The organism is Acinetobacter portensis, assembly GCF_010646905.1.
Classification (GTDB): Bacteria; Pseudomonadota; Gammaproteobacteria; order Pseudomonadales; family Moraxellaceae; genus Acinetobacter; species Acinetobacter portensis.
Window position 1 is genome coordinate 2,121,828 of sequence record NZ_JAAARQ010000002.1, and the last position, 25,281, is coordinate 2,147,108.

General features: G+C 36.7%; 27 protein-coding genes and 3 tRNA genes. 16 read left to right on the plus strand and 14 right to left on the minus strand.

All coding sequences use genetic code 11. The features are described from left to right. Positions 1-292: 292 nt before the first annotated feature. Genes trpC through GTK57_RS10065 form a run of 3 tightly spaced genes read right to left on the minus strand, consistent with a single transcriptional unit; the run spans position 293 to position 2,764 of the window. Entirely contained in the window at positions 293-1,099 is an 807-nt protein-coding gene (trpC, locus tag GTK57_RS10055) for an indole-3-glycerol phosphate synthase TrpC (protein WP_152874461.1), read from the minus strand. Positions 1,100-1,117: 18 nt separating this feature from the next. After that, entirely contained in the window at positions 1,118-2,164 is a 1,047-nt protein-coding gene (gene trpD / locus GTK57_RS10060; RefSeq protein WP_163123211.1) for an anthranilate phosphoribosyltransferase, read from the minus strand. Positions 2,165-2,179: 15 nt separating this feature from the next. After that, on the minus strand, positions 2,180-2,764 hold the full coding sequence (locus tag GTK57_RS10065; protein ID WP_163123214.1) for an anthranilate synthase component II: 585 nt from the start codon (positions 2,762-2,764) through the stop codon (positions 2,180-2,182). 760 nt (positions 2,765-3,524) lie between these two features. Here GTK57_RS10065 and glnA point away from each other — a divergent pair. From glnA to GTK57_RS10090, 5 genes are all read left to right on the plus strand, one after another. Then, a complete protein-coding gene (gene glnA, locus GTK57_RS10070) occupies positions 3,525-4,940 on the plus strand; it encodes a type I glutamate--ammonia ligase (protein ID WP_171500265.1) in 1,416 nt (471 codons plus the stop codon). Between the two features lie 99 nt (positions 4,941-5,039). Further along, positions 5,040-5,318, plus strand: coding sequence for a hypothetical protein (locus GTK57_RS10075; protein WP_152874511.1), 279 nt, complete (start codon positions 5,040-5,042; stop codon positions 5,316-5,318). A 110-nt stretch (positions 5,319-5,428) separates the two neighbouring features. Next, on the plus strand, positions 5,429-5,920 hold the full coding sequence (locus GTK57_RS10080) for a chorismate--pyruvate lyase family protein (protein WP_163123217.1): 492 nt from the start codon (positions 5,429-5,431) through the stop codon (positions 5,918-5,920). Between the two features lie 9 nt (positions 5,921-5,929). Further along, on the plus strand, positions 5,930-6,808 hold the full coding sequence (ubiA, locus tag GTK57_RS10085) for a 4-hydroxybenzoate octaprenyltransferase (RefSeq protein WP_163123220.1): 879 nt from the start codon (positions 5,930-5,932) through the stop codon (positions 6,806-6,808). A 110-nt stretch (positions 6,809-6,918) separates the two neighbouring features. Next, positions 6,919-7,146: a hypothetical protein gene (locus tag GTK57_RS10090; protein ID WP_152874514.1), complete on the plus strand. Its 228-nt coding sequence runs from the start codon at positions 6,919-6,921 to the stop codon at positions 7,144-7,146. A 67-nt stretch (positions 7,147-7,213) separates the two neighbouring features. Here the strand turns inward: GTK57_RS10090 and GTK57_RS10095 are convergent, their stop codons facing one another. Both GTK57_RS10095 and GTK57_RS10100 read right to left on the minus strand, forming a co-directional pair. After that, positions 7,214-7,666 (minus strand): DUF2726 domain-containing protein, encoded by a 453-nt coding sequence (locus tag GTK57_RS10095; RefSeq protein WP_163123223.1) that lies wholly within the window; start codon positions 7,664-7,666, stop codon positions 7,214-7,216. 56 nt (positions 7,667-7,722) lie between these two features. Then, positions 7,723-7,798 (minus strand) — tRNA-Asn (locus GTK57_RS10100). A 227-nt stretch (positions 7,799-8,025) separates the two neighbouring features. On the opposite strand from GTK57_RS10100, the gene GTK57_RS10105 reads away from it, so the two are divergent. Beyond that, positions 8,026-8,511 carry a hypothetical protein gene (locus GTK57_RS10105; RefSeq protein ID WP_163123226.1) on the plus strand — a complete coding sequence of 162 codons (486 nt, stop codon included), beginning with the start codon at positions 8,026-8,028 and terminating at the stop codon, positions 8,509-8,511. Positions 8,512-8,724: 213 nt separating this feature from the next. Here GTK57_RS10105 and GTK57_RS10110 read toward each other — a convergent pair whose 3' ends face one another. The 5 genes from GTK57_RS10110 to GTK57_RS10130 all read right to left on the minus strand — a co-directional run bounded on the left by GTK57_RS10110 (position 8,725) and on the right by GTK57_RS10130 (position 11,032). After that, entirely contained in the window at positions 8,725-9,027 is a 303-nt protein-coding gene (locus tag GTK57_RS10110) for a hypothetical protein (RefSeq protein ID WP_163123229.1), read from the minus strand. 146 nt (positions 9,028-9,173) lie between these two features. Then, positions 9,174-9,249 (minus strand) — tRNA-Asn (locus GTK57_RS10115). 5 nt (positions 9,250-9,254) lie between these two features. After that, positions 9,255-9,330, minus strand: a tRNA-Asn gene (locus GTK57_RS10120). 157 nt (positions 9,331-9,487) lie between these two features. Continuing rightward, the gene (locus GTK57_RS10125; RefSeq protein WP_152874188.1) at positions 9,488-10,114 is read right to left on the minus strand and encodes a superoxide dismutase; all 627 of its coding nucleotides are present in this window, start codon (positions 10,112-10,114) and stop codon (positions 9,488-9,490) included. A 159-nt stretch (positions 10,115-10,273) separates the two neighbouring features. Beyond that, positions 10,274-11,032, minus strand: coding sequence for a Nif3-like dinuclear metal center hexameric protein (locus GTK57_RS10130; protein ID WP_163123246.1), 759 nt, complete (start codon positions 11,030-11,032; stop codon positions 10,274-10,276). Positions 11,033-11,199: 167 nt separating this feature from the next. Between GTK57_RS10130 and GTK57_RS10135 the strand changes: the two genes are divergently transcribed. Next, complete coding sequence (locus GTK57_RS10135) at positions 11,200-12,384, plus strand: S1C family serine protease (protein WP_163123251.1); 1,185 nt, start codon at positions 11,200-11,202, stop codon at positions 12,382-12,384. A gap of 73 nt (positions 12,385-12,457) precedes the next feature. Next, the gene (locus GTK57_RS10140) at positions 12,458-13,153 is read left to right on the plus strand and encodes an aspartate/glutamate racemase family protein (RefSeq protein ID WP_163123254.1); all 696 of its coding nucleotides are present in this window, start codon (positions 12,458-12,460) and stop codon (positions 13,151-13,153) included. A gap of 39 nt (positions 13,154-13,192) precedes the next feature. Here GTK57_RS10140 and GTK57_RS10145 read toward each other — a convergent pair whose 3' ends face one another. Beyond that, positions 13,193-14,161 carry a Tim44 domain-containing protein gene (locus tag GTK57_RS10145; RefSeq protein ID WP_163123257.1) on the minus strand — a complete coding sequence of 323 codons (969 nt, stop codon included), beginning with the start codon at positions 14,159-14,161 and terminating at the stop codon, positions 13,193-13,195. Positions 14,162-14,298: 137 nt separating this feature from the next. After that, positions 14,299-15,681: a DNA repair protein RadA gene (gene radA / locus GTK57_RS10150; RefSeq protein ID WP_163123260.1), complete on the minus strand. Its 1,383-nt coding sequence runs from the start codon at positions 15,679-15,681 to the stop codon at positions 14,299-14,301. A gap of 187 nt (positions 15,682-15,868) precedes the next feature. On the opposite strand from radA, the gene GTK57_RS10155 reads away from it, so the two are divergent. Beyond that, on the plus strand, positions 15,869-16,297 hold the full coding sequence (locus GTK57_RS10155) for a hypothetical protein (RefSeq protein WP_228720307.1): 429 nt from the start codon (positions 15,869-15,871) through the stop codon (positions 16,295-16,297). Positions 16,298-16,366: 69 nt separating this feature from the next. On the opposite strand, the gene GTK57_RS10160 is transcribed toward GTK57_RS10155, so the two are convergent. Then, entirely contained in the window at positions 16,367-17,725 is a 1,359-nt protein-coding gene (locus tag GTK57_RS10160; protein WP_152874184.1) for an alanine/glycine:cation symporter family protein, read from the minus strand. A gap of 324 nt (positions 17,726-18,049) precedes the next feature. On the opposite strand from GTK57_RS10160, the gene GTK57_RS10165 reads away from it, so the two are divergent. From GTK57_RS10165 to GTK57_RS10190, 6 genes are all read left to right on the plus strand, one after another. After that, positions 18,050-19,456, plus strand: coding sequence for an amino acid permease (locus GTK57_RS10165; protein ID WP_152874183.1), 1,407 nt, complete (start codon positions 18,050-18,052; stop codon positions 19,454-19,456). 133 nt (positions 19,457-19,589) lie between these two features. After that, positions 19,590-19,820: a hypothetical protein gene (locus tag GTK57_RS10170; RefSeq protein ID WP_152874182.1), complete on the plus strand. Its 231-nt coding sequence runs from the start codon at positions 19,590-19,592 to the stop codon at positions 19,818-19,820. A 24-nt stretch (positions 19,821-19,844) separates the two neighbouring features. Further along, positions 19,845-21,089, plus strand: a complete 1,245-nt coding sequence (gene lysA / locus GTK57_RS10175; RefSeq protein WP_163123263.1) for a diaminopimelate decarboxylase — start codon at positions 19,845-19,847, stop codon at positions 21,087-21,089. Positions 21,090-21,102: 13 nt separating this feature from the next. Continuing rightward, a complete protein-coding gene (gene dapF / locus GTK57_RS10180; protein WP_152874180.1) occupies positions 21,103-21,948 on the plus strand; it encodes a diaminopimelate epimerase in 846 nt (281 codons plus the stop codon). Positions 21,949-22,073: 125 nt separating this feature from the next. Beyond that, positions 22,074-23,018, plus strand: coding sequence for a site-specific tyrosine recombinase/integron integrase (gene xerA / locus GTK57_RS10185; RefSeq protein ID WP_163123266.1), 945 nt, complete (start codon positions 22,074-22,076; stop codon positions 23,016-23,018). A 208-nt stretch (positions 23,019-23,226) separates the two neighbouring features. Beyond that, positions 23,227-23,598, plus strand: a complete 372-nt coding sequence (locus GTK57_RS10190; RefSeq protein ID WP_152874178.1) for a hypothetical protein — start codon at positions 23,227-23,229, stop codon at positions 23,596-23,598. Positions 23,599-23,709: 111 nt separating this feature from the next. Here GTK57_RS10190 and GTK57_RS10195 read toward each other — a convergent pair whose 3' ends face one another. Further along, positions 23,710-24,204 carry an Lrp/AsnC family transcriptional regulator gene (locus GTK57_RS10195; protein WP_163123269.1) on the minus strand — a complete coding sequence of 165 codons (495 nt, stop codon included), beginning with the start codon at positions 24,202-24,204 and terminating at the stop codon, positions 23,710-23,712. Positions 24,205-24,317: 113 nt separating this feature from the next. Here GTK57_RS10195 and GTK57_RS10200 point away from each other — a divergent pair, with 113 nt between their 5' ends. Continuing rightward, positions 24,318-24,923: a LysE family translocator gene (locus GTK57_RS10200; protein WP_152874176.1), complete on the plus strand. Its 606-nt coding sequence runs from the start codon at positions 24,318-24,320 to the stop codon at positions 24,921-24,923. Positions 24,924-25,281: the final 358 nt, after the last annotated feature.

Below are 25,281 nucleotides of genomic sequence, written 5' to 3' on the forward strand. Positions count from 1 at the left end.
CATTAGCCTATGCTTTAGGAGTATCAGTAAACACTGATGGGGAATTTAATTTGATATTTATTGAGATAGTAGAAAAATTGAGGATTTCAAAATTACATTGATCGGAGTAATAGACATCTATAATAAGATCGAAATCAGTTACACCTAAAGATTTAAGAGCTTCTATGTTATTTTGAATTAATGATAAAAAATAACTTCATAATCTTTATTCAAAGATTCTTTTTTTAATTCATTAGGATGCTTGATAGTAGAGATTAAAGCTCAGAATGCGAACACTCTGAGCTTTTTGTTTTTATACAGATGTTGGAACGCCAAACAATTCTTTAAATGCATGATCAGGGCGTGGTTGTTTCATAAAGCTTTCGCCGACTAAAAATGCATGAATATCATTTTTTTGCATCATCGCTACATCAGCAGGCGTTGCAATACCACTTTCAGTAACCAATAAACGAGATGGTTCAAGCAGTGCTTTTAAACGTAAAGATGTATTTAAATCGACATCAAAAGTTTTAAGGTTGCGGTTATTCACACCCAATAAACAACGATCTGAAAGACGCAATGCACGTTCAAGCTCATATTCATCATGTACTTCTACAAGCACATCTAAATTTTGCTCAAATGCAGTTTTCGACATTTCTTCAAGCTGCTGATCGGACAAGCAAGCAACAATCAACAAAATACAATCTGCATGTAAAGCACGAGCTTCAATCACACCATAAGGATCGATTAAGAAATCCTTACGAAGTGCAGGAAGGGCACAATTATTACGTGCAATTTGAATGTTTTCATCTGCACCTTGGAAAAAATCGACATCGGTTAAAACAGATAAACATGCAGCACCTGCATCTTCATATTGCTGAGCAATTTCCGCAGGATTAAAGTTTTCACGAATAATCCCTTTAGAAGGTGATGCTTTTTTAATTTCAGCAATTACACCTGGGCGTTTGCTCAATAACGATTGTGCAAAACCACGAATAGGCGTTGCTGCTTGAGCAAGCTCTTCAACATCTTTATAGCTACGTTGTTTTAAACGAACGGCAAATTCTTCTTGTTTACGATCAACAATTTTACCTAAGATCGTATTTGCAATATCAACCATGATGATGTTCCTTCAATCTTAAGCTTCGTACTGTTTTAATGTTTTGGTGAACTCTGAAAGCACATCCATTTTCTCTAAAGCTTGACCGCCATAAATAATGTCATGGGCAAGGGCAACACCTTGCTTATAAGAGTTGGTTAAACCTGAAACATAAATACCTGCACCTGCATTGAGCGCAATCATGTTGGCAGCTTTGTCGCCAATGTCAGATTTCTTTTTGCCTAATGCATTTTTAATGAGCGCCAAGCTTTCAGCAGGACTATCAATCGTTAAGCCAACCAATGTTTGAGATTCAATATCGACATCTTCAGGCTGAATCATCCATTCTGTGATTTCGCCATTTTTGAGTTCTGCAACATAGGTTGCCGAAGCTAAGCTGACTTCATCTAAACCATCTTTAGAATGCACCACCATTACATGTTCAGCACCAAGTTGTTTTAAAACTTCTGCCATTGGACGACATAATTCATTCGAAAATACGCCAATCACAAAGCGTTTTACTCCAGCCGGATTCGTAAGCGGGCCAAGTAAATTAAATAATGTGCGAATCCCCAATTCTTTACGTGGGGCAGCAGCGTATTTCATTGCTTTGTGATGGTTGGGTGCAAATAAAAAGCCTACGCCAATATCTCGAATGCAGCGTTCTGTTTGTTGCATATTAAGATCGAGATTAATACCTGCTTGTTCTAATAAATCGGTTGATCCTGATTTACCTGAAACGCCACGACCACCATGTTTAGCAATCGTTGCACCTGCGGCAGAAATCACAAATGCAGATGCTGTGGATACATTAAAGATGTTTTGACCATCGCCACCTGTACCTACAATATCCACTAAATAAGGGGTATCGCTGACATCTATTTTAGTGGCGAATTCACGCATAATACGTGCAGCAGCTGTCATTTCATCAATGCTTTCGCCTTTTAAGCGTAAGCCCATCATGAGTGCGCCAATTTGTGCGTCAGTTGCTTCGCCAGACATAATGCTACGCATTACATCTTCCATTTGTTCTTGTGTTAAGTGAATGTTTTTAGTGATATTACTTAAAGCTTGTTGAATATTCATATCTTGGGCTACGCTCTATGCATAAATTTCTAAGAAGTTTTTGAAGATTTGATGACCGTGTTCACTCAAAATAGATTCAGGATGGAACTGCACACCTTCAATAGGTAATGTCTTATGTTTAACACCCATAATCTCTTCCATGGAACCATCTGCTTCATTGGTCCAGCAGGTGACTTCTAAACATTCAGGTAAAGTTGCTTGATCAATCACTAAAGAATGATAGCGTGTTGCTGAAAATGGAGAAGGTAAGTTGCTGAAAATGCCTTTGTCGCTGTGATACATGTCAGATAAACGACCATGCATTACTCGTTTTGCACGAACAACATCACCACCAAAAGCTTGTCCAATACTTTGATGCCCTAAACACACACCAAGTAATGGAATTTTCCCTGCAAAATGTTGAATTGCGGGAATAGAAATACCTGCTTCAGATGGTGAACAAGGGCCAGGACCAATGACCAAATACTTCGGTTGCCATCGCTCAATATCCTCCAATGTCACGGCATCATTACGTACTACTTTCACTTCTTGATTTAACTCGCCAAAATATTGGACGATGTTATAAGTAAAAGAGTCATAGTTGTCGATCATTAAGAGCATGAGCTAACCTATTGAAATTTACGCATATTATTGCGTTTTAATTGTTTGAAGTAGTATCCATTCTATCAACATGAAAGCTTAAGAAATTAGCATGTTGTTGATATTCATTGGTATAAAATGAATCGCGAATCATCATAGCAAAAAATAATCATTTTCGGCTGAACTATTTATATGATAATCGTTGTTAAGCCTTATGAGTTGGATTGTATAAGTATAGATGATGGGAGATAGGTTTCTTAAATAATCGCTTTATATTTCGTTGATGAAAGCGATATCAGAGCTCTTTCATTAATATATTAAATAATGATAATTTTTTGATGCCTGAAAGATTTTTTGAGCTTTAAAAGCCTTTTTTTAAATATATAGAGACGACCCAAAATGAAGCATGTATAAGTTTCACCAAATGTTTAAACTTAATTTATGAAAAATATAGTTTAAAAATAATAAAAAATATTTTTGAGTATTATTTGGTGGAATTCAACGAATAAATTTAGTCAGATCATGATTTTAAAACAATCGTTGCACTAAATTAGTGCTATCGGAAAATCTTTTTAAACAAATACGATGAAGAGTGGGTGAATATGGTGCATTTCCGTGTACAGACAGTATAATAGAGCCTAAGCCAAGCCCATATTGCATGTTTTCTGATAAGGAATTCAGTATTTTGGTATTGGTTTTAAAAGTTGGTACGGTAATTGCTTAATACTAGTCAACTACTAACATGCACTTCACAAGTGCAACAAAAAAACATCGGAGCAAAATGAGCATGGCGAACAAGGTCCTTCAACTCATCCAAGAAAGTGGCGCAAAATGGGTCGATTTTCGCTTTACTGATACCAAGGGTAAAGAGCAACACGTAACTTACCCAGCAGATACAATTGACGAAGACACATTTGAAGACGGCAAAATGTTTGACGGTTCTTCAATTGCAGGTTGGAAAGGTATCGAAGCATCTGACATGATTTTACGTCCAGACGCTGAAACATGTTTCTTAGACCCGTTCTTCGCAGAGCCAACTGTCGTTGTAACTTGTGACGTTATTGAGCCTTCAACTGGTCAAGGTTATGACCGTGATCCACGTTCGATTGCTCGCCGTGCAGAAGAATACTTAAAATCTACAGGTATTGGTGATACTGCATTCTTCGGTCCAGAGCCGGAATTCTTCGTATTTGACGAAGTGAAATGGGATATCGATATGTCTGGCGCTCGCCATACATTAATCGCTGAAGAAGCTGCTTGGTCTACAGGTAAAGATTACGAAGCAGGTAACTCAGGTCATCGTCCACGTGTTAAAGGCGGTTACTTCCCAGTTCCTCCTGTAGATTCTTCACATGATATGCGTGCAGATATGTGTGCAAAAATTGAAGACATCATGGGTCCTGGTCGTGTAGAAGTACATCACCATGAAGTTGCATCTTGCCAATTAGAAATTGGTGTGAGCTTCAATACGATGGTTCGTAAAGCCGACGAAGTACAACAGTTCAAATATGCTGTTTGGAACGTTGCGCATCAATATGCGAAAACAGCAACGTTTATGCCTAAACCAATGGTTGGCGATAACGGTTCTGGTATGCACGTTCATATGTCGATTGCAAAAGACGGCAAGAACTTGTTTGCGGGTGATGAATACGCAGGTTTGTCAGAAATGGCACTTTACTTCATTGGCGGTGTGATTAAACACGCTCGTTCATTGAATGCAATTACAAACCCATCGACTAACTCGTACAAACGTTTAGTTCCGCATTATGAAGCACCAATTATGCTTGCTTACTCAGCACGTAACCGTTCGGCTTCTATCCGTATTCCTTACGTTTCTAGCCCTAAAGGCAAGCGCATTGAAGCACGTTTCCCAGATCCAATGATGAACCCGTACTTAGGTTTCGCGGCATTGTTGATGGCGGGTCTTGATGGTATCCAGAATAAGATTCACCCAGGTGAAGCTGCTGACAAAAACTTGTACGATCTTCCTCCTGAAGAAGAAGCGAAAATCCCTACAGTTGCACACAGCCTTGATATGGCACTTGAAGCACTTCAAGCGGATCACGACTACTTACTTAAAGGTGGCGTATTCACTAAAGAAATGCTTGAAGCTTATATCGAGCTTAAAACTGAAGAAGTTCGTCGTTTGAACACGACAACTCACCCAGTTGAATTTGATATGTACTACAGCTTGTAATTCTTTTTTTAGAATTTCACGATAAAAAACCCGCGCTAGTCGCGGGTTTTTTATTATCTTGAGTTAATATGAATCTATTCATTTGATATTTGAGTTGTTATGGCAAAGCCTCGTAAAAAGCATACTGGATTTTTTCCATGGAATGATCCTAAAGATCACGATAAAGGTTTTAAGTTGAACTTTTCTGAAGTGACTTATATGGAAATTGGTCGAACTGTGGAAGGATATAAGCAAGCGGAATTTGTAGCATTAAAAAATCCTGAATTGGCGCTTGAATTTGATTATCCGCAAAGTTTCTATTTAAGTGCTGAAGGTTTTATCTTAATTAAAACGCCACAAGGCAAATTTGAAGTCATTGCTAAAACTGACAACTGTTAGTTTTATACTGTGTAAAATTCATAAGTGAATGACCAATTGCTTATGATCACAGCATTTATAAAGATTAAATTAAGTTAAAATTAATGATTATTTAAAAGAGTAATGAGCTTATGCGCAACAAGCAAATGTGTGAAATGTTGGGAGGTAAAATACCTCCTGAATTACGTACATGGCTATATGCATCGGGTTCTTTAACTCAGCAATTAACCGATTTAGCGGGTGGGAAATTTCGTGTTGAACCTACTCAAGAAAGTTTTGTGCGTTTAACGCATTTAGATGCGAAGTGGATGAATATGCCACATCATCATACATCTTGGGTGCGTGAAAGCTTTTTATATGGTTCAGAAAAACAGCCTTGGGTAAAAGCAAAAAGTATTTTTCCTATTTTAAGCCTACAAAAAAAAGCACGAATATTTCAGCATATTGGGAAAAAACCAATAGGCATGTTTTTGTTTGATCGAACAAATCCTAAATGTGAAAGACGTGTTCTTTTACTTGAAGATGGTTGGACACGACAAAGTTGCTATACTTGGCACGGTTGCAAATTTATCGTGCAAGAAACTTTTTTACCTGCTTTTGAGCAGTTTATTCAGCAAGGTTAAGGGATATTTATGTCTGTTGCGCAACAGATCACTTGGCGTGAGCGTTTAGAAGCTTATTATTATTTGTGCCGTTTCGATAAACCAATTGGCACAGAGTTGGTATTTTGGCCAACCATGTGGGCGCTTTGGATTGCAAATAAAGGCATGCCTGAAATAGGTATTTTAATTCCAATGATATTGGGCACAATTTTTATGCGTGCGGCAGGTTGTGCAATTAATGACTTTGCTGACCGAAAAGTAGATGCCCATGTTGAACGAACGAAAACACGTCCTTTGGCAACAGGCATTATTAGTGCGAAAGAAGCCATCTATGTGTTCTTGTTTTTGGTGGCTGCAAGTGCATGTATGTTGTTCTTTTTACCTATAGAAACGTTTTATTGCTCATTTGGTGCATTGTTTTTAGCTTTTATTTATCCATTTATGAAACGCTATACGAACTTACCACAAGTGTTTTTAGGCGCAGCATTTTCATGGTCAATTCCCATGGCATATACGGCTGTAGGGCAGGAATTAGGCTTAACCTGTTGGTTGCTTTACTTTGGTAATTTGGCTTGGACAGTTGCATATGACACGCAATATGCGATTACAGACCGTGAATACGATTTAAAAATTGGTGTGAAATCTACGGCTATTTTATTTGGTAGATATGACATCGAAATTATTTCACTGCTTCAATTGATAAGTATTATTTTGATTGGAACAGCGTTATATATAGAAAGCTTACTCATTCCATTCGGCTTAATTGCTTTGTTATGTGTTGCTGCCGATTTTATTTATCAGTGGTCTAAAACGAAAGGGCGAGATCCACAGCTTTGTTTCTGGGCATTTAGACATAATAGATGGATTGGTTTAATGATTTTTATAGGTATTGCCGTAGCTTTACAATAAGACTTATTTAAATAATGAAAAGCATCTAATCGGGTGCTTTTTTTATTGGTTGTGATTTAAATATTCACGTATATTGAACGACCTTTTGTTCCTTGCATGATGGACTTTAAATGACGCAATCTACAAAAAAGCCAATTTCTAAAAAGACGATATTGTTAGCAAGTTTAGGATTAATCATTCCTTTATTTTTAGTCGCAATGTCTTATTTAGCCGTAAGTGGTGATGCAAATAATCAGGAAAAATATAAACAGCAACGTGAAGAAATTATGTTAAAAGTGAAAGCGAGAGAAGCGAGGGAGCGTGCTGCTTCGGAAGCTTTAGCATCTAAAAATAATTAAGCTCATTATTTCTTTTGGTTTGTTATTTTAAGCGACATAAAAGTCGCTTTTTTATGTTTAAGTAGTTTTAAGAGTGACTCAGAATATCTCGTCTTAAGCTTTGTGGGCTTGGAATATCGGTATAACGATAAACTTGATAACCTGCTTGTAACAGCATGGCATCACGCTCTGCATCTTCCTGTTCTTTGCCTATATGGGTTGGATCATCCAGTTCAATAATTGCAATCACATTCATCTTTTTATCTAGAATGACAAAGTCGGTTACTTTGCGATTAAACTTAGATCGAACTTTAAAATTATGATGTGTGATGAGTGCACTAAATGCCACTTGCGCAAGAATGTGATATTCAGGAAAGCTTTGATTGAGTCGATGAAACATCTTACTTTCAAAGGTTGTAATGACTGGGCGAGGGAAGTATTTTTGAGTTGGTCGTGCATAGCGCTGAACAACGAGGATGAATAAAGCCAAAGAGGCGATACATCCAATAATGAAAAAGGTAAATTGAATCGATTCAAACACGGCAGGATCTTTAAGCAATAAAAAACCCACTTCGTAATGAGTGGGTTTTTAGAATTTGGCTCTCCAACCTGGGCTCGAACCAGGGACCTGCGGATTAACAGTCCGTCGCTCTACCGACTGAGCTATTGGAGAATCTGATACGCATTCTATGTGGCTAAAGAACTTCGGTCAAGCGAGAATTCAAAAAAACATGCTGTTTTTGAATTGAATGTTTTAAAATTAGGCGTATTGAGGGTGGGAGGCTGAATTTTTATTGGATACGGTGTTTAATATCACAAATAGTTTCTATTTTATTGGGGTTTTGTATAAGAGGTTTTGTGTTAAATGAAAGATATTTTTAATCCGAGTAAGAGGTGTAGATGGGTTTTGATTTTGAAAAAGTAATGGCTCAGACAGAAGTAGCCTTTGATGAGATAATACATCTTAGTGATCAAAGATTAGAGAAATATAAGGGGAAAAGTTTTATAGAAAAATACGCCTTGTATATGGGAATGGCGCAGATATTAGAATTGCAAATGAAACAAATCATCCATCGCCAATTTGGTTATACATCTGAAGATGAGCTAGAAAAATTAGAACGAAAAACGTTTGGTCAAGCTGTTTGGATTCTAAAAGAAAAAGAGGTGCGTCCAGATATCATCAAACTATTGGAAAAGAACAGAGACAATAGAAATAATATGGCTCATTCATTCTTAGTGGATACGATGATTTCAACTTCTTTGGGGTTTAGTATGGAAAGTATTGAAGTGCGCCTATTGGATAAAGCTATTTTTGAATTAGAGAACGTCATATTATTTTGGGAGTGGTGTATTAAGCATAATAATTTAATGCAAATTGTTAACTAGGCTAAAATTAACCTAATACACTTTATACGAAAGAAGAATTACTATTTAATATAAATCATAGCCTTATCTTGTATCAAGAAACCCAAGCATCTCTACTTGGGTTTTTTAGATTCCATGGTTTTATATAGTCTCATTTAGCACGAAAGTAAAATATATTCAGGTGAAATAAGAATAGATGTCAAAATAGATTTTGATGTTGAATATCTGAGTTATTTAACTCGATTGAATAAGTTTTATATATTGAAGTTTGTCTTTGAGAGGATTTACTTTTCTACAATCATTAATGAGTTTAACCATCTCTTGTTGGGGTAAATTGGCATTTAAATTTTGCTGAATCGTATTTAATAGTGGTTTATGTTCAACTTTTAAATCACGTGTACATTGGTATAGGCGTTCATACATCAGGGTAGAGGCTTGTTTATTATTTTCAGATTTTTGCGAACATTGAAAAACTGCAAAAATTACAGTAATCACAATTGCCCAAAAAATAAGAGACTTTAACCAAGGTGTATCCATAATTTTAACTATTGTTTTTCGTTATATTTAAGATAGCTAAAAATCTTTCATTGAACAATGTGTTAGATGAAATAGGGGGGAGTGTATTTTCCTTAAATTGGGATATAAAAAAGCCCAAGTCACAATGCTTGGGCTTTTTAGAATCTTGGCTCTTCCACCTGGGCTCGAACCAGGGACCTGCGGATTAACAGTCCGTCGCTCTACCGACTGAGCTATGGAAGAATAGATGGCTCTCCAACCTGGGCTCGAACCAGGGACCTGCGGATTAACAGTCCGTCGCTCTACCGACTGAGCTATTGGAGAATCTGATGCGCATTTTAGGGATGAAATGACAAGTCGTCAACCAGATAATGTAAAGAAATGAATTGTTTGCTTTATAAGTATTCGTTTATTGCTTAAAAAATAAAAAATCACCCAATTCGGGTGATTTTTTATACTAAAAATAAGAAGTATTTAAATCTTATTTTTCAACACCAGCAGCTTGGCCAGCATATTTAGCATTTGCATAATCCCAGTTTACAAGGCTTTCTAGGAAAGTTTTGATGTAAACAGGACGAGCGTTACGGAAATCGATGTAGTAAGCATGTTCCCAAACGTCAATTGTTAATACAGCAACTTTACCATGAGCAAGTGGAGTATCAGCATTTGCAGTTTTAAGGATAGAAAGTTCGCCATTTACTTTGTCAGCAACCAACCAAGCCCAACCTGAACCGAATTGAGTTGTTGCAGCAGCAGCAAATTCTTCAGCAAATTTTTCGTAAGAACCGAAAGCTTCGTTAATTTTAGCAGCTAACGCGCCAGTTGCCGCACCGCCACCATTTTTAGCTAAACAGTTCCAGTAGAACGTGTGGTTCCAAACTTGAGCAGCATTGTTGAAAACACCTGCTTTAGAAGCATCGCCAGCAGTAGCAGTGATGATTTCTTCTAAAGTTTTACCTTCAAGGTCAGTACCTTTGATTAGGTTGTTTAAGTTAACAACATAAGTATTGTGGTGTTTGTCGTGATGGAATTCTAAAGTTTCTTTGCTGATATGAGGAGCAAGATCTTCGTAACCATATGGTAATGCTGGTAAAGTAATCGTAGTCATTTTTCAATTCCTTGCATTTTGCTGGGTTTTGACAGTTAGTGGTCTTATTGTAATAGATTCTTAGCTAAAATTGCGCATTGAGTACTAATAACAATAGCGAATAAAGCCTAAATTTATTTGAATAAGAGCTTATCTTAAATATATTTGATGACCGTTCTATCAAATAGGGTTATTTAATTCGAAATAACTATATTCGATATCAAATTGATCTGAAATGGCTTTTCCTAAGCGTTGAACACCGTAGCGTTCTGTCGCATGGTGACCACATGCATAGTAGTGAACATTTAATTCTTTCGCTTCATAAAAGGTACGTTCGCTTACTTCACCTGAAATAAATGCATCGCAGCCTTGTTCATACGCTTTGGTGATGTAATCTTGGGCTGCACCAGTACAAAAACCAACTTTTTGGATGGTGTTTCGTTCTGCATTAAGATGAATAGTGTCGAATCCTAAACGCTCAGTTAAATAGTTTTTAAAGCCTTCAGGTGTCATGGCTTGCTTTAAATAACCAATATTTCCAATAGGATGACGCTCACTTGTATCCAACGCTTCAATATTTTCTAATTCTAGAATTTCAGCAATTGCTGCATTGTTACCCAAAGTTGGATGTGAATCTAAAGGTAGGTGATAGCCGACTAAAGAAATATCATTCTTGATTAAACTACGAATACGTTGCCCGCGCATGCCTGTAATTGGGTAGGCTTCACCTTTCCAAAAATAACCATGATGTACCAAAAGTAAGTCTGCATTTTGGGCAATGGCAGCATCAATTGCATCTTGAGATGCGGTTACCGCACATAAAATTTTGTTTACTTCAGGGTTGCCTTCAATTTGAAGACCATTGGGTGCGTAATCTTTAAATTCAGCAGATTTTAAAGTGCTATTACACCATTGAATAATGTCATTCAGCTTTGCCATAAATTTATAAAGCCTTAAAAATATAACGATCAACATACAGTTTAAATTGTAACTAAAGCAAGACAAAACTATTGGGCTTTTTTATGTATCTAATTGTGTTTCGCTTTACAATAGGGCATAAATTACTTTAGTCATCAACGAATTAAAATATTTTAGAGGACAAAATCGTGCGCCGTACCTTTACTTGGTTACCATGGGTGTTACTTGTTATTGTCATTTTTGGCTTTTTAGGTTGGCAGTTTATGCATAAGCCTCAAGCGCCTGTTGCTGCCGATGGTGTGAAAATGGCAGCTGAAAAAGTAGAGCCACTTATAAATACAACACGTACAGGTGGCGTGGTTTCATATAGTGCAGCTGTGAAAGTTGCAGCGCCAGCCGTTGTAAATATTTTTACCACCCAAAAAGTGAAACAGATTAACCATCCTTTATTAGATGACCCTGCTTTTAGAGAGTTCTTTGGTAATGAATTGCCAGATCAACTCAAACAAGGTCCTAATGAAAATAGTTTAGGTTCTGGTGTTATTGTTCGTAAAGATGGCTATATTTTAACGAATAATCATGTGATTTCACAAGCAGATCAAATTGTTGTTGCATTGCAGGATGGTCGTCGTGCTGTTGCTGAAGTGATTGGAACAGATCCTGATACAGATTTAGCGGTCATTAAAATTGCGCTAGATGATTTACCTGTGTTGCCATTTAAACTTAGTGGTAATGAAGTGGGTGATGTTGTTTTGGCAATTGGCAATCCATTTGGGGTCGGTCAAACGGTTACGCAGGGTATTATTTCAGCAACAGGTCGTTCAGATTTAGGTATTAATACCTACGAAGACTTTATTCAAACCGATGCTGCAATCAATCCAGGTAATTCTGGTGGTGCGCTGATTGATGTTGCAGGTAATTTAATTGGTGTAAATACAGCAATTTTCTCGCAATCAGGTGGATCATTAGGTATTGGTTTTTCTATTCCTGCTAAAATTTGTCAGCAAGTCTTAAATTCAATTTTAAAAGATGGACGAGTTGTACGAGGTTGGTTAGGAATTAGTTTATTGCCAACTCAGCAAGATGATATTTTAATTTCTGAACAAAAAGGTGTGTCTGTTGCCGATGTTTTAAAAGAGGGTCCTGCGGCTCAAGCTGGATTAAAACGCGGTGATATTATTTTAAGTGTTGACGGTGAAACAATTACTACACCATCGCATCTTATTAATTATGTTGCTTTACAAGTACCATCAAGCACGGTGACTTTGGTTGTTCAGCGTGGAGATGAAAAGCTGACTTTATCTGTTGTGATTGGGGAAAGAAAAGCTCAAAACAATAAAGATAAACAGTTTATTCCGCTTCCAAAACAATAAATTGATACAGAAAAAAGCTCCTAAAAAGGGGCTTTTTTATTACCATAAATGAATGCAAGAGGAAGGATACTCCATGAAAACAATCGGTTTAATTGGTGGGATGAGTTGGGAATCATCCGATTTGTATTATCAAAAAATAAATAAGCTCGTGAATGAAAAGCTGGGTCAGCTAAATTCGGCAAACTTGATTTTGTATAGTGTGAACTTTCAAAAAATTGAACAAATGCAATCGGAAAATCGTTGGGATGACGCAGGAATATACTTGAGCGAAGTGGCTAAAAAGCTTGAGTTGATTGGTGCGGATGTTGTTGTATTGTGTACGAATACGATGCATTTAGTGGCAAATCAAATTACAGATCAAATTTCTGTTCCATTTTTTCATATTGCAGATGCTGTTGCAGATCAAATAGTTAAAAATGAAAAAAATAGGGTTTTGCTGTTAGGCACAAAATTTACAATGCAAAAAGAGTTCTATAAAAATAAGCTCAATTCAAAAGGAATTGAAGTTGTTGTCCCAAATATTGATCAACAAGAAGTTGTACATACCATTATCTATGATGAATTATGTTTAGGACGTGTATTGGAAAAATCTAAACAAGATTATATTTCAATTATTAATGAGTTTGTTCAAGAAGGGGTGCAAGGTGTTGTTTTCGGATGCACTGAAATTGGTATGTTGCTGTCAAATGAGGATATTTCTGTACCGATATTTGATTCAACAGAAATTCATGTGAATAAAATAGTAGATTTCATTATTGATGATAAGTAAAAAAGCGAGCTCTAGAGCTCGCTTTTAAAATTTAGAATATTAGCTTTCTTGCTGAATACCAGCAACTAGCCAATCTTGAGTTGAACCAGCAGGTTTAACAAAATGCCAAACCTCAGCAAAAGGCTGTGGCAAGCTGTTTAAGTCTTCGCTTACAGTACCTGTAAAACGAACGCTTACAACATATTGACCATTTTCATTTGCAGAATCTGAAACCATTGCATTTAAGTTAGAAAACTCAGCAACGTCTTGGTCTTGATTCGCCATGATGTCGTTATACATCGACTGGTAAAGATCTGGTGTTAAGTAACGCTGAATTTCGGCAATGTTACTTGCTGTATTCATAGACTGAATATGGTTAAAACGCTGACGAGCAACACGTAAGAAAGTTGCAGGTTCAGTACCATCTGGTAATTGGCTACCACTGTTTGTGTATGCAGCTCCAAAAGGTGCATTGTTTACAGGAGCAGAACCACCTACGTTTTGACCAAAAATATTGCTGTTGTCATTTGAAGGACGACCCGTAGATGGTGCTTGACCAAACGGTGCATTATTCGCACCGCTATTTGGAGAGAAAGGATTATTTGTTGCTAATTTTTTTTTTGCGCCCATCTTACGAAAAACGAAGAAGGCAGCAGCTGCAGCAAGTAAGATCCAAATCCAACTAGGTAAACCACCTTTTTCCTCTTGCTGTTGAGGAGCAGCTTGAGCTTCAGAAGATGCAGGCGCTTTGTCATCTGCTAAAGCATTTGCAGCAACTGCACCAATTGCAGCACCAGCAACACCAGCAGCAACCATGCCACCCACACCTGGACCTGATTTAGCAGGAGCAGCAGGTTGTTGAGCAGGAGTCGCTTGACGAGGTTGTTGGTAAGACTGAGATGGAGCTGAAGAACGGCTCATGCCATGACTTTTACCGCCACCTGCACGTTTTGCTTCTGCTGCTAAAGGTGCTACCAATAATGCTGCTGTCAAAAGACCAGCAATCAAACCACGCTGTCGAACTTCCATTAAAGTTTCCTAATAAAAAAAATAAAAAATAACAGTCTATTTATGCAGTCATTTCAAATGTTTTTCAATGACAAAAGAAGAATATATTTTAGATTGAACATAAAATAATCAAATTGATATTTTACCTTATGTTTAAGTTAATCCAAATTAATGGCTTCAGTTAATGCTTCATGTAGGCGAGCAACGGCAATGACCTTAACACCGGGAATGGCTTTTTGCGGTGCATTTCCCCTTGGTAAGATAATATATTTAAAACCGTGTTTTACGGCTTCTTTTAAGCGTTCTTGACCATTTGGAACAGGACGAATTTCACCAGATAGACCAACTTCGCCAAAAACGGCAAGCTGTTGAGGTAATGCTTTGCCACGCAAACTTGAAGCACATGCTAAAAGAACCGCTAAGTCAGAACCTGTTTCAGTAATTTTTAAGCCACCAACAACGTTTACATAGACATCTTGCCCAGAAGTTTGTACACCACCATGTCTATGCATAACGGCAAGTAGCATATTTAAACGGTTTTGTTCTAAACCAAGTGCAACACGTCTAGGTTGACCATGAGCATCATCAACTAAAGCTTGTACTTCGACCAAAAGTGGGCGAGTACCTTCACGGCTAATCATTACAATAGAACCGGGAATTGCTTCATCATAACGGCTCAAAAAAATAGCAGATGGATTTGCTACCTCTTTAAGACCTTTATCGGTCATGCCAAAAACACCAAGTTCATTGACTGCACCAAAACGGTTTTTTACGGCACGAATCATGCGGTAACGTGAGTCAGATTGACCTTCAAAATACAAAACACAATCGACCATATGTTCTAAAACACGTGGACCTGCTAGTGAGCCTTCTTTGGTTACATGACCGACAATAAATAAAGCCGTACCACTATTCTTTGCAAAGCGCGTTAAAATTGCAGCAGATTCACGAATTTGAGATACACCACCAGGCGCAGATTGTAAACTTTCTGTATATAATGTTTGAATCGAATCGAGAATGGCAACAGCAGGGCGTTCTTGAGCAAGAACATCACAAATACGTTCTACACAAGTTTCTGCCATCACTCGAAGTTTATCTGTAGGTAGGTCTAAGCGATTCGCTCGTAAAGCAACTTGAGAAAGTGATTCTTCACCTGTGATATATAAAGCCGAGTTTTTTGCGGCTGCCATATATGTGGCAGTTTGTAGAAGAATAGTCGATTTACCAATGCCAGGGTCACCACCAATCAGAACGACAGAACCTGTAACCAAGCCGCCACCCAACACACGATCAAATTCGCTAATACCTGTGGCTAGGCGTGATTCATGAGAAACCGTAATTTGGTTTAATGTCGTGACATTGGCCGCTTGACCTGCATAGCCACCTCCGCCCATTTTAGATTGCGCTCGATGTGTGACAGTTGGTGCAATACTGACTTCGGTTAAGCTATTCCATTCGCCACAATCAGAACATTGACCCGCCCATTTTAGGTGATCTGTACCGCATTGCTCACAACGATAAACACTTTTCGCTTTTGCCATAATGATGTTGATGTTATTGTTCGAAATTATTGAACAGCATAGCGGTGAATGTAGTGCAAAACCAAGTGTTTCGTATGAAAAATTATCGTTTTACGACAAGCTTTGACGCCTGAATAGAATTATCTGACATTAAGTTGTGATCGCGTTCTATAATATGGCTCTCATTATTTTGAAATGGAAATACATCATGCCGCAATTATTGCAACATATTGATGCGATCTCACGCGAAAAGAACCGTGATGTGCTTTTTGTACATTTTGAAAATTATGAAAAAGATGATCAAAATCCAGATTCAAATCGCCAGAAAGTACTGACTTGGTTAGAGCAAAATAGCATTCCTTATGTTTCTTGTATGGGACTTGAAGAAGAAGGCTTGGTCGACAGTTATTTAGGTGATATTTATATTGATATTCCATTTGATTTAGAGAATCAGCAATATTTACTTTTGAGTGATTATTTGGAAGATGAACAAGGCGAGATGAAAATTGAAGGTGTTTTCTTCTTTGTTTTGTATTTAGAAACTGCTATTGAGCTAGAAGCAGAACGTGTAATGGGGTTTGAGTCTGATTTTGAACCTGATTTTGAAGATGATACTTGGAACGGTACGCCATCTTAAAATAAAAATGGATATTAAAGAAAAGCCACCCTGAGGTGGCTTTTTTAATTCTTAGATTGGTTTTTAAACTTAGTACAATTCGCCAGATTTGCGTTTTGCAATAAAGTCTTTCGATTCCTTGGCAATAATGCCTGAAAGTAATAATAATGCGATACAGTTTGGTGCAGCCATTAAGCCGTTGAATGTATCTGCAAATAGCCATACAAGGTCAAGTGTTGCCACACATCCTACAAATACAGATGCAATGTAGATAATACGATATATCAAGACGTACTTTTCACCTAGTAGATAAGTACAGCATTTTTCGCCATAGTAGCTCCAACCTAAAATAGTTGAATAAGCGAAGAAAATAATACCGAAAGTCACAACCCAGCCACCAACACCAGGTAGTAATTGGTCGAATGCTTTGATTGTAAGTACGGCACCTGTTTCACCGCCAAATGAATTCCCAGCCATAATGAAGCCCATTACAAGTACAATACCTGTAATAGAACAAACAATAATAGTGTCGATGAAAGTACCTGTCATAGAGACTAAGCCTTGACGCACAGGGTGATCTGTTTTTGCAGCAGCAGCAGCAATAGGAGCAGAACCCATACCAGCTTCATTAGAGAATACACCACGTGCAACACCGTAACGAATTGCTGCACCAATAGCACCACCAGCAGCAGCTTCACCAGTAAATGCGTAGCTAAAGATCATTTTTAGTGCAGGAATAACAAGTTCTAAGTTATTTAGAATAATCACTAAACCACCAGCAACATAACCAATTGCCATTAAAGGAACAATGACGGTGGATGCCTTAGAAATAGTCTTGATCCCACCTAAAATAACCAAAGCTGAAAAAGCAGTAATGACAACACCTGTAATCCAAGTTTCAATCCCCATGCTGTTTTCAACAGCAAGTGCTACAGTGTTTGATTGAACCGAGCTACCAATACCAAATGAAGCAAGCGTACCAAATAATGCAAATAATACAGCGAGCCATTTCCATTTTGTACCAAGACCACGCTCGATGTAATACATTGGACCACCATTCATTTCGCCGTTTTCATTTTTATGGCGATATTTGACAGCAAGTACACCTTCACCATATTTAGTAGCCATACCAAATAGCGCAGTCATCCACATCCAGAAAACAGCACCAGGTCCCCCTAAAACGCAGGCGGTAGCAACACCTGCGATATTACCCGTACCAATGGTTGCTGAAAGTGCTGTCATTAGTGACGCAAACTGTGAAATATCACCTGAATCTTTATTGTTAGGGTGTTTACCAAATACTTGTTTAAACGCAAGTGGTAACATTCTGAATTGCCAGAAAAGTAATCGGAAAGTTAAAAATACACCAGTACCTACGATCAGTACTAACATGTATGGGCCCCATACCCATCCACTTAATGTTTCCATGATTGATTGTAAATTTTGCATATATATTTTTTCTCATCCTAATTATTTGTTGTTTACATTAAGCAATTGCTATGCCATTTCTTTTCTTATTAATTTATGTAATATAGGGTGGTGATTAGTTGCTCTATATTTGTATATTTTTCACACATAAAGGGGGTTTTTACAAGAACAAAATTTATTAAAAAACATACAGAATAGATGTATTAATCACTAAAAAAAGCAGATAAGTAAAATAAATCAAGATTTACGATTAATAAGGAAATACTGATCGTAGGATGTTTTCTTTTGCATTATTTAAAAAGTAAGTTAATTTGAGCTTGTTATACATTGAAGGTGAATTAAAAAATGTCAGAGCAAAAAATAAATTCGCCTGCCGAAGAAGAAGGCGATTTAAAAAGAAGCTTATCAAATCGACATTTACAGTTGATTGCGATTGGCGGAGCCATAGGAACAGGGCTTTTCATGGGCTCAGGGAAAACAATTAGTCTAGCTGGACCTTCCATTCTATTTATTTACATGATTATTGGTTTCATGGTTTTTCTTGTAATGCGTGCATTGGGAGAATTGCTGTTATCAAATCTTGAGTACAAATCTTTTATTGATTTTTCAACCGATTTAATTGGTCCTTGGGCTGGTTATTTTGTAGGGTGGACCTATTGGTTATGCTGGATCACCATTGGTATTGCAGACTTATCAGCCATTATTTATTACTTACAGTTCTTTAATGGAGGGGTATCATTCTCACCATTAGAGGGCGTACTTATTAGTATTGCATCTATTTCATTCATTATGTGCTTGAACTTAGCGACCGTAAAATTGTTCGGTGAGATGGAGTTCTGGTTTGCAATGGTGAAAATTATTGCAATTTTGGTGCTAATTGCTGTTGGTGGATGGATGATCTTTACAGGTTTTACATCAACTTCTGGTCAGGTTGCATCTTTTTCACATCTTTGGAGCCACAACGGGATGTTCCCAACAGGCTTAACAGGTTTCTTAGCAGGCTTCCAAATTGCAATCTTTGCATTTGTGGGTGTTGAACTTGTAGGTACAACGGCTGCAGAAACGAAAGATCCTGAAAAGAACTTACCAAAAGCAGTGAACTCGATTCCAATTCGTATCATTATTTTCTATGTATTGGCATTGGTTATTGTAATGTCAGTTACGCCGTGGAATAAAATTGATCCAACCATTAGTCCATTTGTTAATTTGTTCAGCCAAGCAGGTATTGCTGCCGCTGCGATTATTATGAACTTTGTGGTTCTGTCATCTGTAATGTCTTCAATGAACAGTGGTGTATTCTCTACAAGCCGTATGTTGTTTGGTTTATCTCGTGAAGAACAAGGTCCAAAAGCTTTTGGTAAATTGAATAAACGTGCTGTTCCTGCAAATGCATTGTATTTCTCTACCGTATGTTTATTGCTTGGCGCTGCATTACAGTATTTTGTACCAAATACAGTATTGGCATTTACGCTTGCAACAACATTATCAACAATTTTATTCATTTGTGTATGGTTGATGATTATTTGGAGTTACATGGTGTATTACAAAACACGCCCTGAACTTCATGCAAAATCGACATTTAAATTACCGGGTGGTTTATTTACTTGTTGGGTTGTAATTATTTTCTTTGTTGGCGTAATTTATGTATTGTCACTTGAAGCTGACACAATGAAAGCCCTTATGGTCAGTCCAATTTGGCTGGTTATATTAGCGATTGGTTACTTTGGTTTTTATAAGCCAAAACATAAATAATCAATTATTATTAAAAAAACGTCAGTTTAAAACTGGCGTTTTTTTATTTCTAAAGATAATCTCTTGCGTTTAGTACTTTGGTCAAGCACATGATCACGGTATACTTTACCAAAATTAATGGATAGGTGGTCAGATGCGTTTAGTCATTTGCGGTATCGGTATTTTAGTTACAAGTTACGCACTCGTGGGTTGTGGTCAATCTGGCACATTACAATTAGCCAAAGATCAAAATTATGATAAGCGAGCGAAATATTTACTTTATTCAGATTCTAATTCTACGGAACAGAAAAAAGAACAAGTGGAAGCACCTATACAGCAACAATTTGCTGCACCATCAAGTTCTGATACACCGACTACACCTTAACTCGATCAACGCAAGGATACATTCATGAGTTTCACCCGCATTAATGGGGTATTGCACGCAGAGCAATGTTCATTACAAACGCTCGCGCAGCAATTTGGCACACCACTTTATGTTTATTCAAAAGGAACATTTGAAAAGCATTTTTTAGATATGGATCGTGCTTTTAGCTTTATCGATCATCAAATTTGTTTTGCGGTAAAGTCAAACTCTAATATTGCGGTATTGAATGTATTAGCCAAGCTTGGCGCTGGTTTTGATATTGTGACAGGTGGCGAACTTGCACGCGTATTAAAAGCAGGCGGCAATGCTTCTAAAATTGTATTTTCAGGTTTAGGTAAAACAGAAGCAGATATTAAAAAAGCATTAGAAGTGGGTATTGCTTGTTTTAATGTTGAATCTTATTCGGAACTCGATCGTATACAAAAAGTTGCTGCTGAATTAGGTAAAAAAGCACCTATTTCATTGCGTGTAAACCCAGATGTAGATGCAAAAACACATCCTTATATTTCGACAGGTTTAAAAGAAAATAAGTTTGGTATTCCTTCAGATACTGTGTATGAAACCTACCAATATGCTGCATCTTTAGAAAATTTAGATGTTGTGGGTATCGATTGTCATATCGGTTCTCAGTTGACAGAAACTCAACCTTTTGTCGATGCTTTAGATCGTGTCATTGTGATGATTGATGAGCTGAAAAAATTAGGTATTAATCTAAAACACATCGATATTGGCGGTGGTTTAGGTGTGACTTATAAAGATGAAGTACCGCCAACAGTTGAAGAATATGCCAATGCACTTAAACCTGCTTTAGAAAAATTAGGCTTAAAAGTGTATATGGAACCTGGTCGAAGCATTTCTGCAAATGCAGGGGTGTTATTGACGAAAGTGGATTTATTAAAACCAACCAATCACCGTAACTTTGCCATTATTGATGCAGCGATGAATGATTTAATCCGTCCTGCTTTGTATGAAGCATGGATGGACATTCAAGAAGTAACACCTCGTACAGATGTGGAAACAAAAGAATGGGATGTAGTCGGTGCAATTTGTGAAACTGGCGATTTCTTAGGGAAAGAGCGCAAGCTTGCGATTCAAGAAAATGATGTGCTGGCTGTTTTAGGTGCAGGTGCTTACGGTTTTGTTATGAGCTCGAACTATAATAGTCGTGGTCGTGCAGCAGAAGTCATGGTCAGTGGTGATCAAGCTCATTTAATTCGTGAGCGTGAAACGATTGAATCATTATGGGAAAATGAGCGTTTATTGCCTTAAGGAGTAATTTTAGATGTTATTAGAATTTACTAAAATGCATGGTTTAGGCAATGACTTTATGGTGGTTGACCTTATTAGCCAAAAAGCATTTTTAGATACTTTGACTATTCAGCGTTTAGCAGATCGTCATTTTGGTATTGGCTTCGACCAACTCCTTATTGTTGAACCACCCGATGTTCCAAATGCAGATTTTAAATATCGTATTTTTAATGCAGATGGTTCAGAAGTTGAACAATGTGGTAATGGTGTACGTTGTTTTGCACGTTTTGTTCATGAACGTAAACTGACGAATAAAACTAAAATTAAAGTTCAAACTAAAGCAGGTATAGTAGAGCCTGAACTTGGTCAAAATGGCTGGGTTCGTGTAAACATGGGCTATCCAAAATTCTTACCACAAGAAATTCCATTCATTGCGGAAGAACCTGAAATTTTATACGACATTAATTTAGCAAATGATGAAAAGTTAACGATTGATGTTGTGAACATGGGTAATCCGCATGCGGTAACTGTTGTACCCAACGTGCTAACAGCAGATGTCGCTAGAATTGGCCCACAAGTCGAGTCTCATGAGCGTTTCCCTCAGCGTGTAAATGCAGGCTTTATGCAAATTGTTGATGAAAAACATGCGCGTTTGCGAGTATTTGAACGTGGTGTAGGTGAAACACTTGCTTGTGGTACAGGCGCGTGTGCAGCCGCTATTTCAGGGATGCGCCGTGGTTTGCTTGCAAGTTCAGTCGAAATTGAATTGGCGGGTGGTAAACTTTTAATTGAATGGAAAGAAGGCGATGTTGTTTGGATGACAGGTCCAACAGCAACTGTTTTTGAGGGTCGATTAGACTTACGCTATTTCCAATCTTAATAAAAGATGTTTTAAAAGCCCTGATTCGTCGGGGCTTTTTTTTCTTATTTAAATTGTTTTTAGAATAAAAAAGAAGATTAAATATAAATTTGTTACACTGACTTTTATAGAAAAGGGAAATGTTAATGGAGGATGCTCAGGTGCAACAACAACCCATGCAACTACTCTCCATGTGGTTAAAAGAACGAGAAATTCAAAGTCAGTCTAAACATACTTTACAGGCATATTTTCGAGATGTGTCTGATTTTTTAACGTATTGTGAACATCAAAAATTAGAATTAAATAATATAGAAACATCAGATTTACGTGGATATTTAGCCAATAAAGTTGAACGTCATCAATTAAGCTCAAGTAGTTTGCAGCGCATGCTTTCATCTGTTCGGCAGTTTATGAAATGGGCAGAACAAGGACAATATTTAGAATTTAATGCAACGGATGATTTTCAGCTAAAGCGTCAGCCTCGACCTTTACCTGGTATGATTGATATTGAAACTATTCATCAAATATTAGATCAGCCTGAACCTGAACTAGATGCTCAAAAACAAATGTGGGTGAGAGATAAAGCAATACTCGAATTGCTTTATTCAAGTGGCTTACGTTTGGCAGAAGTACAAGGTTTAAGAATTAAAGATGTCGATTTTAATCGGCAGTTACTCAGAATTACAGGTAAAGGTAATAAAACCCGTGTTGTTCCATTTGGTGGGAAAGCAAAAGATGCAGTGATGAAATGGTTGCAGATTTATCCATCATGGCATGGCGATTTTGTGCCTGAAGCCAATATTTTCATCACACAAAAGGGAAATCCTTTAGGTGCGCGTCAAATTGAAAATAGAGTGAAATTTCAAGCGCAAAGAGCAGGGGTGAATGTAGATTTACATCCACATTTACTCAGACATTGTTTTGCAAGCCATATGTTGTCGAATAGCGGAGATTTACGTGCCGTTCAAGAAATGCTTGGACATAGCAATTTAACAACAACACAAATATATACGCATGTCGATTTTGATCATTTGGCGCAAGTTTATGATCAAGCACACCCTCGAGCTCAAGTAAAAAGCAGTAACAAATAAAAGTAATCTTTGAACTGCTGTTTTTAGCATTTTAATGCTATGTTTGATGTGCATAAAGATGACTTTTTGAACTAACGTAGAATAAAAAGAAGTCAATTTTTGCGGTATAAGATTAGTGTATAAATGAAAGTGGCTTCATGAAAATAGATGATTTTTTCGTTCCACTGGATGTATTGATAAATAATTGTTGTTAAAACAAGGTATAAAAATGATTTTAGACGTTCAAGAAAAGTATGATCAATTATCTTCTGCACAAAAAGATATTTTTGCTGGATATGGCTTACGTCAAGTAAAGCATTTTGTTGAAATTAGTTTGCCTAAAATTGAGGCAGTATTACCTGAAGGCGCTTATGTTCAAGGTATTAATGCAGATGGGAAAGTACAAGCAATTAATGTAAAAACACATCAAACATATATATGGATTTCAGATTCACAGTGGCAAGAACATCCTATTGCAAATGAAAACATAGACTTAAAAGAAGATGTTATTGAGGTTTGGAAAATTTTTAATTTAAAATCATACGAATTAATCGATTTGAGCCATGTACATCGAGATTTTTTAGAATCTCTTTCTGCTTGAATGAGCATGTATCTCAAACTAAAAAAGCATAGCTTAGCCTATGCTTTTTTTAGATCTCTTTCAAAAAGTGATTTATAAAAGCACTTTATTGATTGTTTTAAATGCCAAATTTTATAAATCATCTAAAGGCAATTGTGTACTTTGTTTAATAATTTGACTTGGTAAATCTGTTTTTACACTGGTAATGCCATTTTTCTTTGTTAAATGTATAGATTGAAATTTTCTGTAGTGTTCTAAGTCGGGCACGACAACTTTTAACATTGCATCGCATTCACCTAAAATAATGTAGCACTCCATAACTTGAGGAAGCTCTTTCATTGCTTCAATAAAGGTGTCAATGGTTTCAGCATCTTGTCCTACTAGCCAAATACGTGAAAATAAAATCAATTTAAAGCCAATTTTATGTTGATCTACAATAGTTGTATAGCGCTGGATGACACCTGCTTCCTCTAAAAGTTTCACACGACGTAAACATGATGATGGAGATAGACCAATTTCTTTGGCTAGGTCATTGTTTTGAATACGACCATTTTTCTGTAGTTCAAAAATGATACTTTTATCAATGCGATCTAGTTTTACTGAAATAGACTTAGATATAATTTTCATAAATTAGAATTTAATTCGAAAAATAAGATCAATTATAGAATATTTGAAATCCTATTTTAAAGCTTTTCACAGATACTATTTCACTTTCAGACGCTAGAGAAATGGAAAAGGATATGTCTGTATTTGCATTGTTTGCCTTAACGGTAATTCCTCTTATTTTCACACCAGGACCAGATATGCTTTTTATCCTGTCACAAGTGATGGGTAAGGATGCAAAAGCGGGCATGATGGCGACATTAGGCGTGTGTTCAGGATATTTGGTTCATTCAATTCTTGTTGCTTTAGGTATTGCAGCAATTATTGTTTCATTCCCTATTTTATTTGAAACCATAAAATGGCTAGGGATTGCATATTTGTTGTATTTATCTGCGAGTTTATTGAAGTCTTTATTTGGGACTAAAAAGCTCAAAATTGAGAAAAAAAGTACGTCTAATCCAATCAAGAAAGGCTTTTTTACAGCATTATTGAACCCAAAAGGCATGTTGATTTATTTTGCAATATTGCCTCAGTTTATCGATAAAACAGGAAATACTGTAAGCCAAGGTTTAGTTTTATCTTTTATTTTCATTGGTTTAATATTTATTGTGTATTGCGCACTAAGTATTGTCTTTGCGAAAGTTACGCAAAAAACACATATAGATGAACGTAAACAAAAAATAATAGATGGGACTTCTGGTGGCTTATTGGCAGCTGCTGCAACATGGCTCATGATTAATTAATTTAAATACGATAAAAAGCATATCAAGTTGATATGCTTTTTTTTGAAATGTTTTATTTAAAAATTTGTTCTCAATAAACATACATACGTTGCTTGGAAGTTTCACTTAAATGACATGTTCTTGTTTTTTAGACCATACTTTAGTTTAAAAGTGTACTTAATTTGCAATGTTTATCGCTTCATAGAAATCAATACTTTTGATGATATAAATCAAATAAAAATATAATATAAATCAATGGTTAAAAAATAACTTATTTTTAGGTATTTATTGCTGATGTTTCTCCAATAAAAAAATGTGAACGCATCGTTCAGCTATTTTTACGCATTTTTACAGGTCTTTATTGAATTGTGACTTGACC